The 14,781-nt window shown below is 60.8% G+C and carries 8 protein-coding genes; 3 read left to right on the plus strand and 5 right to left on the minus strand.

Features of this window, described 5'->3' with window-relative positions; translation table 11 throughout:
• Positions 1-16 precede the first annotated feature (16 nt).
• Positions 17-574 carry a TIGR00645 family protein gene (locus tag NSND_RS11035; RefSeq protein ID WP_080879057.1) on the plus strand — a complete coding sequence of 186 codons (558 nt, stop codon included), beginning with the start codon at positions 17-19 and terminating at the stop codon, positions 572-574.
• A gap of 269 nt (positions 575-843) precedes the next feature.
• Positions 844-4,806 carry a GNAT family N-acetyltransferase gene (locus NSND_RS21505; protein ID WP_080879058.1) on the plus strand — a complete coding sequence of 1,321 codons (3,963 nt, stop codon included), beginning with the start codon at positions 844-846 and terminating at the stop codon, positions 4,804-4,806.
• A 104-nt stretch (positions 4,807-4,910) separates the two neighbouring features.
• On the opposite strand, the gene NSND_RS11045 is transcribed toward NSND_RS21505, so the two are convergent.
• From NSND_RS11045 to NSND_RS11065, 5 genes are all read right to left on the minus strand, one after another.
• On the minus strand, positions 4,911-5,294 hold the full coding sequence (locus NSND_RS11045) for a response regulator transcription factor (protein WP_080879059.1): 384 nt from the start codon (positions 5,292-5,294) through the stop codon (positions 4,911-4,913).
• 18 nt (positions 5,295-5,312) lie between these two features.
• Positions 5,313-5,993, minus strand: a complete 681-nt coding sequence (locus NSND_RS11050) for a response regulator (protein ID WP_080879060.1) — start codon at positions 5,991-5,993, stop codon at positions 5,313-5,315.
• 157 nt (positions 5,994-6,150) lie between these two features.
• Positions 6,151-6,789, minus strand: coding sequence for a response regulator (locus NSND_RS11055; RefSeq protein WP_080879061.1), 639 nt, complete (start codon positions 6,787-6,789; stop codon positions 6,151-6,153).
• Positions 6,782-10,810 (minus strand): PAS domain S-box protein, encoded by a 4,029-nt coding sequence (locus NSND_RS11060; protein WP_080879062.1) that lies wholly within the window; start codon positions 10,808-10,810, stop codon positions 6,782-6,784. Before NSND_RS11060 ends, NSND_RS11055 begins: the two co-directional genes overlap by 8 nt.
• Positions 10,811-10,958: 148 nt before the next feature.
• Positions 10,959-13,454, minus strand: coding sequence for an ATP-binding protein (locus NSND_RS11065; RefSeq protein ID WP_080879063.1), 2,496 nt, complete (start codon positions 13,452-13,454; stop codon positions 10,959-10,961).
• A 177-nt stretch (positions 13,455-13,631) separates the two neighbouring features.
• On the opposite strand from NSND_RS11065, the gene NSND_RS11070 reads away from it, so the two are divergent.
• A complete protein-coding gene (locus NSND_RS11070; protein ID WP_080879064.1) occupies positions 13,632-14,546 on the plus strand; it encodes a hypothetical protein in 915 nt (304 codons plus the stop codon).
• Positions 14,547-14,781: the final 235 nt, after the last annotated feature.

The raw sequence follows: 14,781 nt of genomic DNA on the forward strand, positions 1-14,781 counted from the left end.
GAGGGTCCATACCGGCGTGAGTCATCCGTCTGCACCCCATACCCCGTCTCCACCGTCTACAGCAGCCCATCGTGTCGAGCAGCTCTTCGAAATCCTGATCTTCGGCAGCCGCTGGATTCAGGCGCCGCTCTATGGCGGGCTCATCATCGCCGAACTGCTCTATGCCGCCAAGTTCCTGACGGAACTTTGGCACATGATCGTCCATTTCCGCGAGGAAACCGAAACGCTGTTTATGCTGGGTGTGCTGTCGCTGATCGACGTCACCATGGTCGCCAACCTGCTGACCATGGTCATCATCGGCGGCTACGCGACCTTCGTCAGCAAACTGGATCTGGAAACCCACCCCGATCGCCCGGAGTGGCTCACCCATGTGGATCCAGGCACCATCAAGATCAAACTGGCCGCTTCGCTCGTCGGCATCTCCAGCATTCATCTGTTAAAGGCCTTTGTGGACGTGACCAACGAGAACCCCGAACACATCAAGTGGAAGATCTTTATTCACATGACGTTCCTGGGTTCGGCGATCTTCCTCGCCTACACCGACAAGCTGATGCAGCGGGACCGCAAGCATTGACCATAGCGACGCCAGGGTGCCGTATCACTTGAGATACGCGCTGTATCCGATTCGATAATCTCCACAACATACCTGCCCTACGCATTCGCGTCTATTTCCGTATCCGCAGACGGCACGGAACGCATCGACAGGGTTGCCGGGCCGCGTTCTGTTCTACCGTCCTTACTGGGCATGTGGTTTGCCTTTTCCAATCGTGGTATGACAGGCGCCGACACGGGCGCTTTCCGTCGAGACAACGCCACCCTCACCATGTTCCCCTTGGAGTCACGATGACTACTCCCGCTTCGCCGGACGACCCGCTGACACTCGCAACGATTCTGGAGGAAGAAACCGAACTGCTGCACGGCCCCCTGCCCAAGGATCATCCGGTGGGGGCCCCCGATGCGGTGCGCACGGCCGCGCTCTTCCGGCACATCCACGCCTGCCACCCGAAACGCGCGGGACTCTGCTTCTCCGGCGGAGGCATACGCAGCGCGACCTTCGGACTCGGCGTCTTGCAGTCTCTCGCGCGCCTGCAGCTTCTGAACAAGTTCGACTACCTTTCGACCGTCTCCGGCGGAGGCTACATCGGCAGCTGGCTCACCGCCTGGATCCATCGCCATCCGCAGGGATTGGACGGTGTCATCGAGGATCTGCGGGTCACGCCGAAAACAGGCGCCACCGAAGTGCCGCCGCCGGTCCAATGGCTGCGGAACTATAGCAATTACCTGAGTCCGCACCTGGGATTCCTCTCGGCCGACTCATGGACGCTCTTCGGCATTTACTTGCGCAACCTGCACCTGAACTGGATGGTGCTGCTGCCATTGCTGATGGTACCCCTGCTCGTGCCACGCTGGACCATCGCCCTGGCCCAGCTGAATACCCCCGGACGGACCTTGCCCGTCTGGCTTCTCCAAGCCGTGTTCATGATCGGTCTCGGGCTGGCCGTCATGGCGCTCATCTATCTGCACCTCTGTCGTCCTACGCTCCGCGAGTACCGGCGCAATACCCGGTGGCAGACATTGGAACGCCAACACTGGTTTCTGGTCGCCTGCCTCGGTCCTTTGATCACATCGGTGCTCTTCCTCACCACAGTCTGGGCCTGGTTTCGCAACGGAGGCGGCACGCTGGAACAACTCAGCCTCCCCCACGCCATACTCGGCGGCGTCTTCCTCCACACAGGCAGCTGGCTCTTTTCCGTCCTCGCGCTGAAACGATTCAAAGCGTTCTCCCCCTGGCTGTTCTGGGAAACCGCCGCCGTCGCCGCCACCGGCGCGCTGGGCGGATTGTTTCTCCGATCTATCCTGATGAAGACTCCCGATCAGCTGGTCGTCGCCACATTTGCCGAGTGCTTTGCCACCTTCGCCGTTCCGGGCGTCCTCGCGATATTTTTGCTCACGGCGACCGTCTTCATCGGCCTGGCCAGCCGGTTCACCGAAGAGCAGGATCGCGAGTGGTGGGGGCGCACCGGTTCCTGGGTGTTGATCGTCATGGTCATCTGGTCGGGGCTCTCCGCCATCGTCGCCTTCGGTCCCGGTCTCATCGCCTGGACGCCGAAAATCGCCGCTTCCCTCGGCGGACTCTCCGGATTGCTGACCCTCGTGCTTGGATTCGGCTCACGCACCACCGCGCAACAGCAGGAGGAACGGTCACAGACCACCGTGATCACCGACTTCGCGGTACGAGCGGCAGCGCCCTTCTTCATGCTCTGCGTCCTCATCGCACTGTCACTGGGCACCAGTTGGCAATTAGACCTCTTCGCCCATCACTACGAGATGCACCTCAACCATCTTACGGGGCCTATGCAGACCGGATTAGGAATCTGGCCGGATCCCTGGGGGCACGATCAGGTCCTCCACAACACCCCCCTCTGGATGCTCTTCCTGTTCACCGTCGCCGTGACGTCATTGGGCCTGCTCATGTCCGGGCTGATCAACATCAACCGGTTCTCGCTGCATGCGATGTATCGCAACCGCCTCATCCGCGCCTATCTCGGAGCCTCGCGCATTCAGGCCGAACGGGAACGGAGCTTCAATCCCTTCACCGGATTCGACAATCTGGATAACCCGGCCATGGGCGACGTGCGATTCGACGACGTGCGTCTGGCGCGCTGGATGGTCAGAGAGGTGTTTTCAACGGACACCCGCGCGCAGCTGGATGCGTTCCATGCGCTCACGGAGCCGACATCGGCCCAACTGCAGGCCATGATCGCACACCTGACGCAGGAACTTTCCCGTTCGCTCACGAACAAAGCGCTGGTCACGGCCGCCGAACAATTGCGCGTCGGACCGGCCTGCCGCGCCAAGATCGCCGCCTGGCAACAACCGGAGACGCCGGCAGGTCGTGACGCCATCACCTGGCTCACCACACTTTTTCTGAATAAGTTGCACGACCAGAGCCCGCGCCCGCTGCATCTCATCAACATCGCGCTCAATCTGGTCAAGGGCGACAACCTGGCCTGGCAACAACGGAAAGCCCAATCGTTTACGATCAGCGCGCTCCACAGCGGCAGTTGGAATCTGGGGTATCGCCGCTCGGAGGAGTACGGATGCAACCATTACCTCGCCCAACCCCTTTCTCTCGGGACCGCTCTGGCGATCTCAGGCGCCGCCGCGAGCCCCAACATGGGCTATCACTCATCTTCAGCCGTGACGTTTCTCCTCGCGCTCTTCAACATCCGCCTGGGCTGGTGGCTCGGAAACCCGGGCCGTGCGGGCGCCGACACCTATCGCAAAGCGTCACCCAACGTCTCGGTCGGCCCCTTGCTGTCCGAAGCCTTCGGCCTCACGGACTCCTGTCATCCCTACGTCTACCTCTCCGACGGCGGGCATTTCGAAAATCTCGGCTTGTACGAAATGGTCTTGCGCCGCTGTCACTGCATCCTCGTGGTGGATGCCGGGTGTGACCCGCAGCTCAACTTTGAAGATCTCGGCAACGCCATCCGGAAGATCCGCATCGATCTGGGAATCGACATCGAACTGAATCTCGACCAGATCAAGCGGGCCACCGACGCCAAGACCAGCAGTCGCCACCACGCCATCGGCATGATTCGCTACGACAAAGTGGATGCCAACGCCACCGCCGGCACCCTGATCTATCTCAAACCCTCGCTGACCGGGAACGAGCCGTCGGACGTCCAGGACTACACCGCGCGTCACCCCTCCTTTCCCCACGAACCGACCTCGGACCAGTTCTTCGACGAAGCCCAGTTCGAGTCCTACCGCCGCCTCGGCGAACATATCGCTCAACAGGTGCTGCGCCCCGCCATTCAGCGAAGCGAGCAGGACTTCTCCTCGCTCTGCCATGCACTCCGCTCCTACTGGCTGACCACCCCGCCGGGCATGCGTGAATCCTTCCTCGGCGAAACCGACGACCTGAAGGATCTCGAACGCCTCCTGCGCGACGATCCGGACCTGCTTCGTTACGACCTGGAAATCTATCCTGAACTCCGCTCGGTGTTCGGGATCGATCCCGGGGCCATCGCGGTCAATCCGCGAGCCGCGCTGCACACCTGCAATCTGCAGATCCAACTCATGGAACAGGTCTACCTGGCCGTGAACCTCGAAGAGTTCCACAATCACGCCCTCAATCGCGGCTGGATGAACCTGTTCCGGCGCTGGACCTCAGCCGAAACCTTCCGTCTCTTCTGGCCGACGCTCTGCGGCATGTACAGCCAACAATTCGTCCGCTTCGCCGAGCAACACTTGAATTTAAGTATCGATGAGGTGGTCGTGTTGGAAGCGATGGGGCCGGCCAGTGATCTCTCGTCGCTCGCCAGAGACCTGTCGATTGAGTGGGATTCCGTCCCGGATTACGCGGAGACGTTCATGCAGGCGCTCCACAAACCGTTGCCGTTGGAGGAACCGACCGGCGACCACACGCGGCGAGCGGCTTGGCACATGCGACTGAAAGCCAGGCCCTCACCGGACGATTCGGCCGGGCCGGGAGAAATCCTGGCCGTCGTGGCCGCGACCCGTCTTTCGGTGGCCGGACACCGGCTCGCGCTGCATGGGTGGGTACGACCGGCCTATCGAGGCTTGGGCTTGGGACACCGCCTGTTCAGACGTGCCATCGAAGAATTAACGGCGGCGTACTCCGGGCACAATCTGATCGTCGATTTGGGGCCGGACAATCCGGCCTGGGCCGGCACGTCCATCCGCAACGTCGGCTGGCTCCGTTTCTACGAACAACTCGGGTTTACGCGGGATCGTTCAGATCCGGCCCGCTTCCAGATGACCCGGATCTTGAGGTAACACAGGTAGACCCGGCCGGCTAAGGATGGACGAATTCATTCTCAACGTTACACAGTGGCCCTGCTTGACCGGTCTGTCAGGGATGTGGGGAACGGCAGACAGCGTCACGCAACACGGGGATGCGCGGGTCCGATGAGCGCCCGCACTCCGAGCAGCAACCGGTCGACACTGAAGGGTTTTTCCAGCGTGCCATGCGCGCCGAAGATCGCCGCTATTTTGAGAATATCGTAGCCCTGCACCGCTTGCCCGGAGATGGCCAAGACCTTCACGGGCATGTGCCGGCTATGCACTCGAAGAATGGTTTCCAACCTGTCCTGAACCGGCAGGTGGACATCAAGAATGACGAGATCGGGAGACTGACGCTGAATGGTGTGGAGAGCCTGCCGTCCATCCGCGGCTTCGATGACCCGATACCCTTCCAGTTCGAGTACGGTTCGCAGCCACCGACACACTTTCTCATCGTCGTCTGCAACCAGAATCAGCGCCACCGGCTCCTCGCTTCCGCATCAGGCACAGTCTTCGGCAGGAATCCCCCCGCTCGGAAGCGTCCTCGCATACAGCGTCGCCACCTGCGACCGCCGCGTAACTCCTAACTTGGAATACATATTGGAGATATAGTTCTTGACCGTTTTATCGGAGAGCGACAGGGCTACGGCAATCTCCTTGTTCGTCCTGCCCTCTGCGACCAAGGGCAAGAGGCGTCGCTCTTGCGGCGACAAGTCGACCATGCACGCCGTCGACAGCCCATTGGCCATCTCCCGCACTTCCATCAAGACCAGTCCGATCAACTGCGGCCCAAGGACCACTCCACTACCGGCCGCCCGGCGCATCGCATTCCGCCACATCGCCACCGGCGTATCCTTCAACACATACCCCTGAGCGCCCGCAGCGATCGCCTCCCGGATGACAGCGGGGTCGTCGTACACGCTCAGAATGAGCACCCGCGTGTCCGGCCTGCCGGCGACCAGCCGACAGCAGGCCTGCACACCCGACCCGTCCGGCAAACTGATATCCAGCAGCACCAGGTCTGGATTCAGCCTTTCGATCAGCTCAAGACCCTCCGCAATCGACGCCGCCTCGCCGACAATACGGAACTCCGCCGTTCGATTCAGTTGTTCCCTCAAGCCAAGGCGGGCCATGCGGCTATCATCAATCAAAACAATGCGATACAAATGCTGTGCGTCCATCGCCGCTCCTAGCTCGCCAATCGCATGGCGATTTTTGCGAGCATAGTCTCGGCGGAGGGCGCACGCAGGAGTATAGGCAGAAGGTGGATTTACCTGTCAGTATTCGGCTGACAGGACGGAGACGGCTCGCTCAGAGCGGGTCGCGGAAGCGCCGCGGCTAGTCGATGAGCCGCGCTTCGATCGCGTAGCGGATCAATTCACCCGTGCTCTCACAGGACAGTTTTTCGAGAATCCTCGCCCGGTAGGTACTGATGGTTTTCACGCTGAGGCGAAGTTCTTCGGCGATCGTCGACACCGATTTCCCCTGTCCCAGCAATCGCAGCACTTGCAGTTCGCGATCCGACAGTCTGGCATGCAAGGAATCGTCCACGCCGGTTTCGATCACGCTCGCCATTTGCTCGGCCAACGCCGCAGTAATGTACCGGCCTCCCTGCAAGACCCGCATGACGGCTGCCAGCAACTCGGAGGGCGCACTCTGCTTGGTCAAATACCCCGACGCTCCGGCTTTGATCGCTCGCATTGCAAACTCTTTTTCCGGATAGAGACTCAGCATGAGCACCGGGAGCCGAGGCTGCAGGAGTTTGGTTTCCTTCAACACCTCCAACCCGTGCTTGTCGGGAAGGGCAATGTCCAGAATCATGAGATCCCAGGGCTGACGCCGAACGGCCGCCAAGGCCTCCTCCCCGGAACGGACTTCGCAGATCTCGGAGGAGAGTTGCTCCTCCTCCAATAGTTCACGGACACCCCTTCGTACGATCGGATGATCGTCTGCGAGCAGACAGCGACACTTATTCATGCACCGGTTTCCTCCGTCGCGATGCCGAGGCTGATGGCACCCCCGCTGCAGCAGCCCCGTCAGCCGTGGTGCCGACAGGAATACACACCTGGACCGTGGTGCCGGAATCGACCCGGGAACTGATCTCCACATGACCGGCGAGAATCTCCACCCGTTCCCGTATGCCTCGCAGTCCGAACCTCCCCAAGGGGGAGAGACCCGCGACATCGAATCCCACGCCATCGTCGGTGACCGTCAATCGCCATTCCCGCCGACTCTGCTGAACCAGAATGGACACGGTCGTGGCCTGCGCATGGCGGATGACATTCGTCAGCAGTTCCTGGACGCTCCGATAGAACGCCGTCTCCAACGTGGGCTGACGCGCGCCACGGCGTGGTGCCTGCTCGAACACCAGTGCACAGCGCAGACGAGTCCTGGCGTGCACGTCTGCGATCAGAGCCTCTAGACCGGCCTTCAGTCCTAGTTCCTCCAAGACCGGAGGGCGGAGGGCTCGGACAATACGACGCAGACGCGTAAATAACTGGTCCGTCGTGTCTAACGCACGAGCGAGACGTTCCTGCCCGCGTACTCCCACGCCCGCAGATCGTCCCGCGACGCTTCGCTTCACCGACGTCAAATCGAACTTCAACGAGGTCAGCAATTGGCCGACTTCGTCGTGGAGTTCGCGCGACAGCCGGCGACGTTCGTTGGACTCCACCGTGTGCAGTTCCTGCGACATGGCCTGAAATCGTCGATAGGCTTCCTCCAGGGACGCATAGGCTCGCCGAGGTCCCGTGACGTCGATCATAGCCCCGATCATTCGTACGGCCACCCCGGCCTCGTCCCGTACGATATGGGCGCGATCCAGAAAGTACCCATAGGTGCCGTCGGCCAGTTGAAAGCGGTATTCGGCGGAGAGGGTGCTGATCTCTGTGTGAATGGCGTGGCCGACCAGGTCGAGCACCCGCTCCCTGTCTTCCGGGTGCAAGCGGCCGCTCCATGCGTCGATGTTCGGTTCCTTGTGAGGATCGTACCCGAATTTCTCGCAGGCATTGGGACTCCACCAATGATCGCCCGTCAGCAGGTCCCAATCCCACAAGATGTCGTTGGTGGCCTGCGCCACGAGGCGAAACCGCTCCTCACTGGACCGGAGTAGGGCCTCGGTCTGCTGTCGTTCGGTAATATCACGACCCACCCCGGTAATCCCGACGACCCGACCCTGCAAGTCCGCGAAGGGCGCTCCGTTCCAATGGTAGCGAAGGGGACGCCCGTCTTTTGTCAGGAGGTGGCCTTCCAATTCCGCATATCCTGTTTCAAGCGCCCGCCGGATAGCCGCACTGGTCTGCTCAACTTCTGTGGCGGGCACCATCTCGAGGGCGGGCTTGCCCAACAGCTCGTCGCACGTATAGCCGGTGACCGTTTCCAATCGAAGATTCCACTTGCTCAGACGCCCGTCCAAATCCAATACAAAGATAACATCGGGCACCGTTTCCATGATGGTCTGCAAATTGGCCAATGCTTCCGCCCGTTCACGCTCCACCTGTTTGCGCTCAGTGATATCGGTAATGGTTCCGACCATGCGCAACGGACGTCCCTGCTCATCCCGGGCCACGACTTTGCCGCGATCAAGATACCATCGGTATTCGCCGGACTTGTGGCGTAAGCGCAGTTCGAGTTCCTTCAGGGGCGTACGACCATCCAGATGCGCTTGCAGAATCTCCGTCATGCGATGAACATCGTCCGGATGCAGAATCGAATGGAAGAACGCTGTCGATCCGGTGACCTCCTCCGGCAGATATCCCAGAAGCCTGATCCACTGAGGACTGAAATAGACGACATTCGTCGGAATGTTCCAGTCCCACATCCCTTCATTGATCGCTTCGATGGTAATGTGGAACCGTTCCTCACTCGCCCGCAAGGCCGTTTCGGCCAGCTTGCGTTCGGTGAGATCGGTATGCGACCCGAGAAGCCGGACTTTCCTCCCGTCCGATTCTTCGACAAAGGAGGCCCGTGCACAGATCCAACAGTAGGAACCGTCCTTCCGGCGCATGCGAAACTCTTGCTCATAGGGGCCGATTGGATCGTTGAGATAGTTCTGCACATAGGCCAGGGCTCGGTCGTGGTCGTCGGAGTGCAGCCGCGATTCCCATTCCTCAAACCGGCCGTCGATTTCCTGGCTTGAGTACCCGAGCTGCTGCGCCCATTCGTCCGAAAAAAACACTTCATCGGTTTCCGTATTCCAATCCCAGAGTCCCGTGCTGGACGCCCGAAGCGCTTGCCAGAGTTTCTCCTGCGTATGCGCCAGGGCCTGTTCCGCCTGTTTCCGCTCGGTGATATCCCGCACGAATGCGCAATGACATTCCACCTGGTTATAACGGATAAACATCACATTGACTTCGATCGGAATGAGCCGGCCGTCTTTGGCCCGATGATGCCCCTCAAAGAAATCCCTGCCCCGTCGCTGCACATCGTTCCAAAAGGCCGGCCACCTGTCGGCCTGGAATTCCGGATTGATGTCATGCACTGTCATGCGGCGAAACTCGTCTTTCGTGTAACCCAGCATGTCGCAGGCGGCATCGTTCGCATCCAGCAGCTCCGCACCGGCCCCTACCCAGTAAATCGCCTCTGTGGCGTGATCGATCGTGTATTTGGCGAGGTACAACGCCTCTTTGGTTCGTTTGCGCTCGGTGATGTCCTGCACCATCGCCAGCGTATGGCGTGCGCGACCAGTGGCATCCCGTATGACCGAGAGTCCCACTTGCGCCCACACGATCTCTCCGTCTTTTCTGATATAGCGTTTCTCGAAGACGTCGCCGTCGGCCGTCCCTTCCACCAGTTTCTTGATCCGTTCAAGATTCTGGCCCAGGTCGTCGGGGTGCGTGAGCGATTGAAACGTACGGGTCAACAGCTCCGCCTCCGAGTACCCGAGGATCGCACAGAGCCGCTGATTGACTTCCTCGATACGGCCGTTCAGGTCGGCGATCGACATCCCGACCGTCGCATTCCGATACGCAGCGCGGAACCGCTCCTCACTCTTCCTGAGCTGCTGTTCGGCGAGATGGCGTCCTAACTCACTACCGGCGCAACCGGCAGCCATGCGCAGCAGCGACTCTGTCCTCCTGCCGTCCTTCAACGGTGCCCTGGCAAGCAGGGCAATCCAGCCGATGGGCTCACCGGTCGGCGAAGGAAGCGTCAGGGCCATGTATGACTCAATGGAAAGATGTCGAAGCAGGTCATCCTGCGGAAACGAAGCTTGCACGGCGCCCGGATAGTGACAGAAGCCTTCGTTCAAGACGTGCTCGCAGGGCGTCCCGGTGAGATCATATTCCAAGGTGTCCAGCGGACCATCCGGCCCATATCCGGCGATGGTGATCGCGCGCTGCCCCGACAGGGGTCGAATACAGAACGCGTATGCCCCGCCGATCGAGTGCGCCAGCGTGTCGACAAGCTCCCGCAGAAAGTCCAGCCCGGTAGATCGACTGCTCCCGGCCATGAGGCGGACCATCTCTTCGTCCTGTACGCACCGCTCCTCCACGGCCGGTTGCTCGCACCGCAGCATCCGAAGTTCCAGCAGCGCGGCCGCCTGTCGAGCCAATCGTTTAAGGGCCAGACACTCCTTCTCCTCCCGCCTTCGCGGCACAGGATCCATCACGGCGATCGTCCCGACCGCATAGCCATCCGTCGTGACGACCGGCACCCCGCAATAAAATCTGACGTATGGGTCGGACGCGACCAATACGTGGGACGAGAACCGCGGATCGTCCTGCGCATCCTCCACCACCAACGGTTCCCCGCGTTCAATGATATGGGAACAGAGTCCGGACGAGCGGGCGGTCTGGGTAACTTCCAGCCCAACGGCAGCTTTGAACCACTGACGATCCCGGTCGATGAAGGTGATGACGGCGATCGGAGCACGACACACCGCCGCAGCCAGATGCGCCAAGTCATCGAAGGCGATGTCGGGGAGCGTGTCCAGAATCCGGTAGCGCGACAACGCGGCTATGCGGGCAATTTCGTCGGAAGGCGGGGCGGGCGTCGCCATACGTACAGTCCCACGCGCGAACAATCGAGGGCTTTGGGTGTACCGATTTCGCCCAGAGTCTTACCACAAATGCCCCGCATCGAATAGGGCCATCTGGAACGGGGGCGACGCCTGCCGCTTCCCTCCGTTGGCCTACTTGCGGGCGACGCTATGACCAGGCAGGGAGTGACGTTCCATCGGCCGCGCGCCAATGGGGCACCCAAACGAGAGCCACGAGCTTGATCGAGATGTTCGATTTGCTAGGTTTCAACGACAGGGTTTCCAATTTTTCCGTGAGCGGATCGGTCGCCGCAGCCAGGGCATCGGCTTCCGCTTTAAACTCGGCCTCGAGCGCCGCCAACTGTTGCTGCAACGCCGCCACGTTGTCTTCCGCCTGACTCACGTCTTTCGACTCTTTCATCGCCCTGCCGGCGCCGCGGATCGCCGTCGTCGCCTTACCGATATTGCCGGCGCTGATTGCTTTCCGCCCGAGAAACGCCCCCAGGATAGTGGCGCCGACCGAGATGGCCGCCTGGATCTGACTGCTGCGGGACTCGGCCTGCTGCCGTTCCACCATTTGTTCTGCGCGCCGGATACGATCCTGCAATGCGACGATCTTGGGTGAATACTTCTTTCGCAATACCTCACTCTGTTGATCGCGCTGCTCCCGTCCCGCCTGTTGCAGCCGCACACGAAAGTCACGCTCCGGCTCCCCGGGCATCGAAAGCGCCTTCGTGCTCGGACTACGGAATAGTTCAACTTTTTGCGTCCGGAATAACCAGCCTGACAAGTCGTTCTTCCAACCGTCAAACTGCTTGGCCTTGCCGGCGGCAGCCGGCAGCGTGGCGAACTGAGCCCCGCCTGCAGGATCACGCTCCAGATCCGCTACGGCCAAATCGACGATCGTCGCATGATCCCATTCCACCGGCACGGCTCCCTCGGTCAGCGGAGTCAGTAGGGTGAGGGGGTCGGTCACATCGACCGCAGCCTTGTTGTCCACCACCCGTACCTGTGCCACCCCCAAGACCATCGGTTGATAGACGAGTGCGTGCCCCTCCGGTTGGCGTCCCCGTAGCGGGACAAAGTATTGCAGCACCTCCGGCGGCAACATGGGGCGTTGCGCATGGGGCGTCCCATGTGCAGGCGTCGATGCCACTGGTGTGCCTGTCGACTGGCCCGCTTCGGCTGGTCTCTCCCGCTTAATGGGATCCATCAATTGTTTGATTTGTGTCCGCGTGAGCGGCCCGCGCAGATAGGACAGCGTCCATCGGGTCTGGAAAACTTCCGGCGCATCTTCATGCACATTATTCAGCAGGAACACTCGGTTCCCAAGCCCCGCAAGAATTTGCTCCATCTGTCGGCGATCGAATTTCTTGCCGCTGCTGGCCGCCGCGCCCTCCAACCCTTCCATCACGCGCGCCTTGTCGCGCTCCGTCTGCAACCGACCGATGAACCAGGTACCGGTATTGGCCAGGCCTTTGTAATCAAGATCGACCGGGTTTTGCGTGGCCAGCACCACACCAAGCCCGAACGCGCGCGCCTGCTTCAGCAACGTGAGTAAGGGCGCTTTGGACGGCGGATTGGCGACCGGCGGGAAGTAGCCGAAAATCTCATCCATGTAGAGAATGGCCCGCAGGCTCGTGGTGCCGGATTGGCCGCGGACCCACCCCAACGTCTGGTTCAGAAGCAGGGACACGAAGAACATGCGCTCGGCATCGTTCAAATGGGCGATAGAAAAAATGGCGATGCGGGGTTTGCCCGAGGGGCCGTAGAGCATACGCCCGACATCCAACGCCTCCCCTTCCATCCAGGCGGCAAAACCCGGCGCGGCCAGCAGGTTGTTCAGCTGCATGGCCAGGGTGAACCGTTCCTTCGAGGGGAAGAACGACTCCACATCGAGCACACCCACTTTCGTCATGGGAGGCGTTTGGATCTGATGAATGAGCGCGGGCAGATCGAGATCCCGTCCCGCTCGCCAGGCGCTGTCGAGAATCGACGAGAGCAGAATGTGCTCGCGGCTCTTGATCGGATCGGCCTCGACACCGATCAGTCCCAGGAGACTGGTCACGGTCGTGCCGATGCGCTCGCGGAGGAGTTCGGCGTCGTCGAGTAATTCTGCCGACGGGGCCGCGAAGGATTTCAGAATCGACACCGGAAGACCGGCGTTGCTTCCCGGTGTATACACCGCAAAGTCCGCCGCATCGCGCAACTTCTTGATACGCTCGCCGCTCTGGCCCCAGTCGCCAAGCCCCTTTTGCCAGAGGGTCGCCTGCTGTGCAGCGAAGTCGGCGGCGGACAGGCCCTTCTTGCGGGCGTCGTCTTCATTAATCCACGGCGCGAAATCTTCGCCGCGAAGCTGCGGAAATGTGAGCAGGAGATTGGCGAGATCGCCCTTGGGATCGATGACGATGGCCGGGATGCCGTCGATGGCCGCTTCTTCCAGTAAACCGACACAGAGACCGGTCTTGCCGCTTCCCGTCATGCCGACGCAGACCGCGTGGGTGACCAGATCCTTCGAATCGTAGAGCAGCCAGCCGGGCTTAGCCTGTTTGGCGGCGAGATCGTAAGGCCGCCCGAGATAAAAGACGCCGAGCGTTTCGAACTCGGCTGCGCCGTCTGTCGATGAGCCGGTACCGGTGGTGGCCTGTTTTTTCTTCGGCGGCATAAGTCCCCGCAATGGAGATGAAGAGCACCAATTCGACTCGACCGAAGTCGACGGGCATTTTAGTAAGCACAGGCCGCGACTGCAAGCCCGCGGGCACAGTCGACCGGTGCGATCTTGCGGTGCGATTACGTACCGGGTACTTGCGAAATGAAATCGACACAGGCACTATGCGCCCCGATGTATCGTCGATGGATCTTATCCCTCGTGATCGCCGTCTGCGCGATCCCGGGGCTCGCCCTGGCCGAAGCGCCTCCGCATAGCGTCCACTGGGGCGCCATCGCCTTCCCCGATCACGACCCTACCTTGACCCTGAGCGCCGCACTCCTGGATCGATTTACCGAGTTCGACGGGGAAGGCAGGCGCTACAACGATATACGGGAAACCATGGGGCTGAATTTCTTCACCTTGAGCTGGACCAAGCCTCTGGCCCAACTGCCGGGATGGAATCTTAATCTCACGGCAGGCGGCGGCCCTACGCGCGACGGACCCAGCCGGTTTCTTCAAAACGACGTGGTGCACAAGTTTCGAGGACTCACAGAAGTCCCGGTCGGGAACAAACGCGAAGCGAACGACTTCATGCTCAGCGGGTCGCTGACCCGCTGGTTTAGTCTCTTGGGATCGAACGATGCGTTCTTTGCCGGTCTGGGCGGCGCCGGTGGGTCGTTGTATTATGAGCCCTATGTGCAGGCAGGATTTCGCCGGTTGGCCCTCTTCGCCCCGGTACCGCTGCTGGGCGACTACCTTCGCGTTTCAGCCCTCGCGCGATACGGCCGCCCGTTCAGCGGTGCCGCGTTCCACCAGGTCGCGCCCCAGTCCTACATGGCTCAGGGCTCTGTCGGCCTCGGGAACTATCGCCACTGGGCCGACTCGACTCCATGGGAAATCGAACTGGCGGTGACCGTCGATTCAGGTCTGTTCGTGGATCATCGGGGGGATGCGCTGGAAGAACGATTCGTCTCAGTCGCGGTGCGCTATTCGGCCTTCACGTTCGAAACCTGGAACGATCTCATCAACCAGAAAGACTACGGCCCGACCTTCGGCGCCAGACTGACGCTGGATTTGTTGTATATGTACGACCGCTGGTTCAAGTGACAGACCAGGACCGCTGCCATTCGGGTGGACCAAGACGGAAGGGATTGATTCCCCTGCCTGCCGTCGGCATAAATAGTGGTAGGAGTGTCGCGCAGTCTACTCAGGCACAGACGGCCTGTCCGCCCGCAAGCCGATCTCCTCTGCAGAGATCGGGTTACTTGAGGATGCCCAGAAACCATAACAAGACCAGCGGACTCGCCGGCACTCCCAGCAACCAGAGGATGAATCCTTTTCC

Origin of the sequence: Nitrospira sp. ND1 (genome assembly GCF_900170025.1) — a bacterium.
Classification (GTDB): domain Bacteria; phylum Nitrospirota; class Nitrospiria; order Nitrospirales; family Nitrospiraceae; genus Nitrospira_A.

What these genes read in the sequence shown, in the direction of transcription:
- NSND_RS11050 (WP_080879060.1), bottom strand. Translation starts at nt 5,993, where the DNA reads ATGGACGCACAGCATTTGTATCGCATTGTTTTGATTGATGATAGCCGC.
- NSND_RS21505 (WP_080879058.1), top strand. Translation starts at nt 844, where the DNA reads ATGACTACTCCCGCTTCGCCGGACGACCCGCTGACACTCGCAACGATT.
- NSND_RS11060 (WP_080879062.1), bottom strand. Translation starts at nt 10,810, where the DNA reads ATGGCGACGCCCGCCCCGCCTTCCGACGAAATTGCCCGCATAGCCGCG.
- NSND_RS11055 (WP_080879061.1), bottom strand. Translation starts at nt 6,789, where the DNA reads ATGAATAAGTGTCGCTGTCTGCTCGCAGACGATCATCCGATCGTACGA.
- NSND_RS11070 (WP_080879064.1), top strand. Translation starts at nt 13,632, where the DNA reads ATGTATCGTCGATGGATCTTATCCCTCGTGATCGCCGTCTGCGCGATC.
- NSND_RS11065 (WP_080879063.1), bottom strand. Translation starts at nt 13,454, where the DNA reads ATGCCGCCGAAGAAAAAACAGGCCACCACCGGTACCGGCTCATCGACA.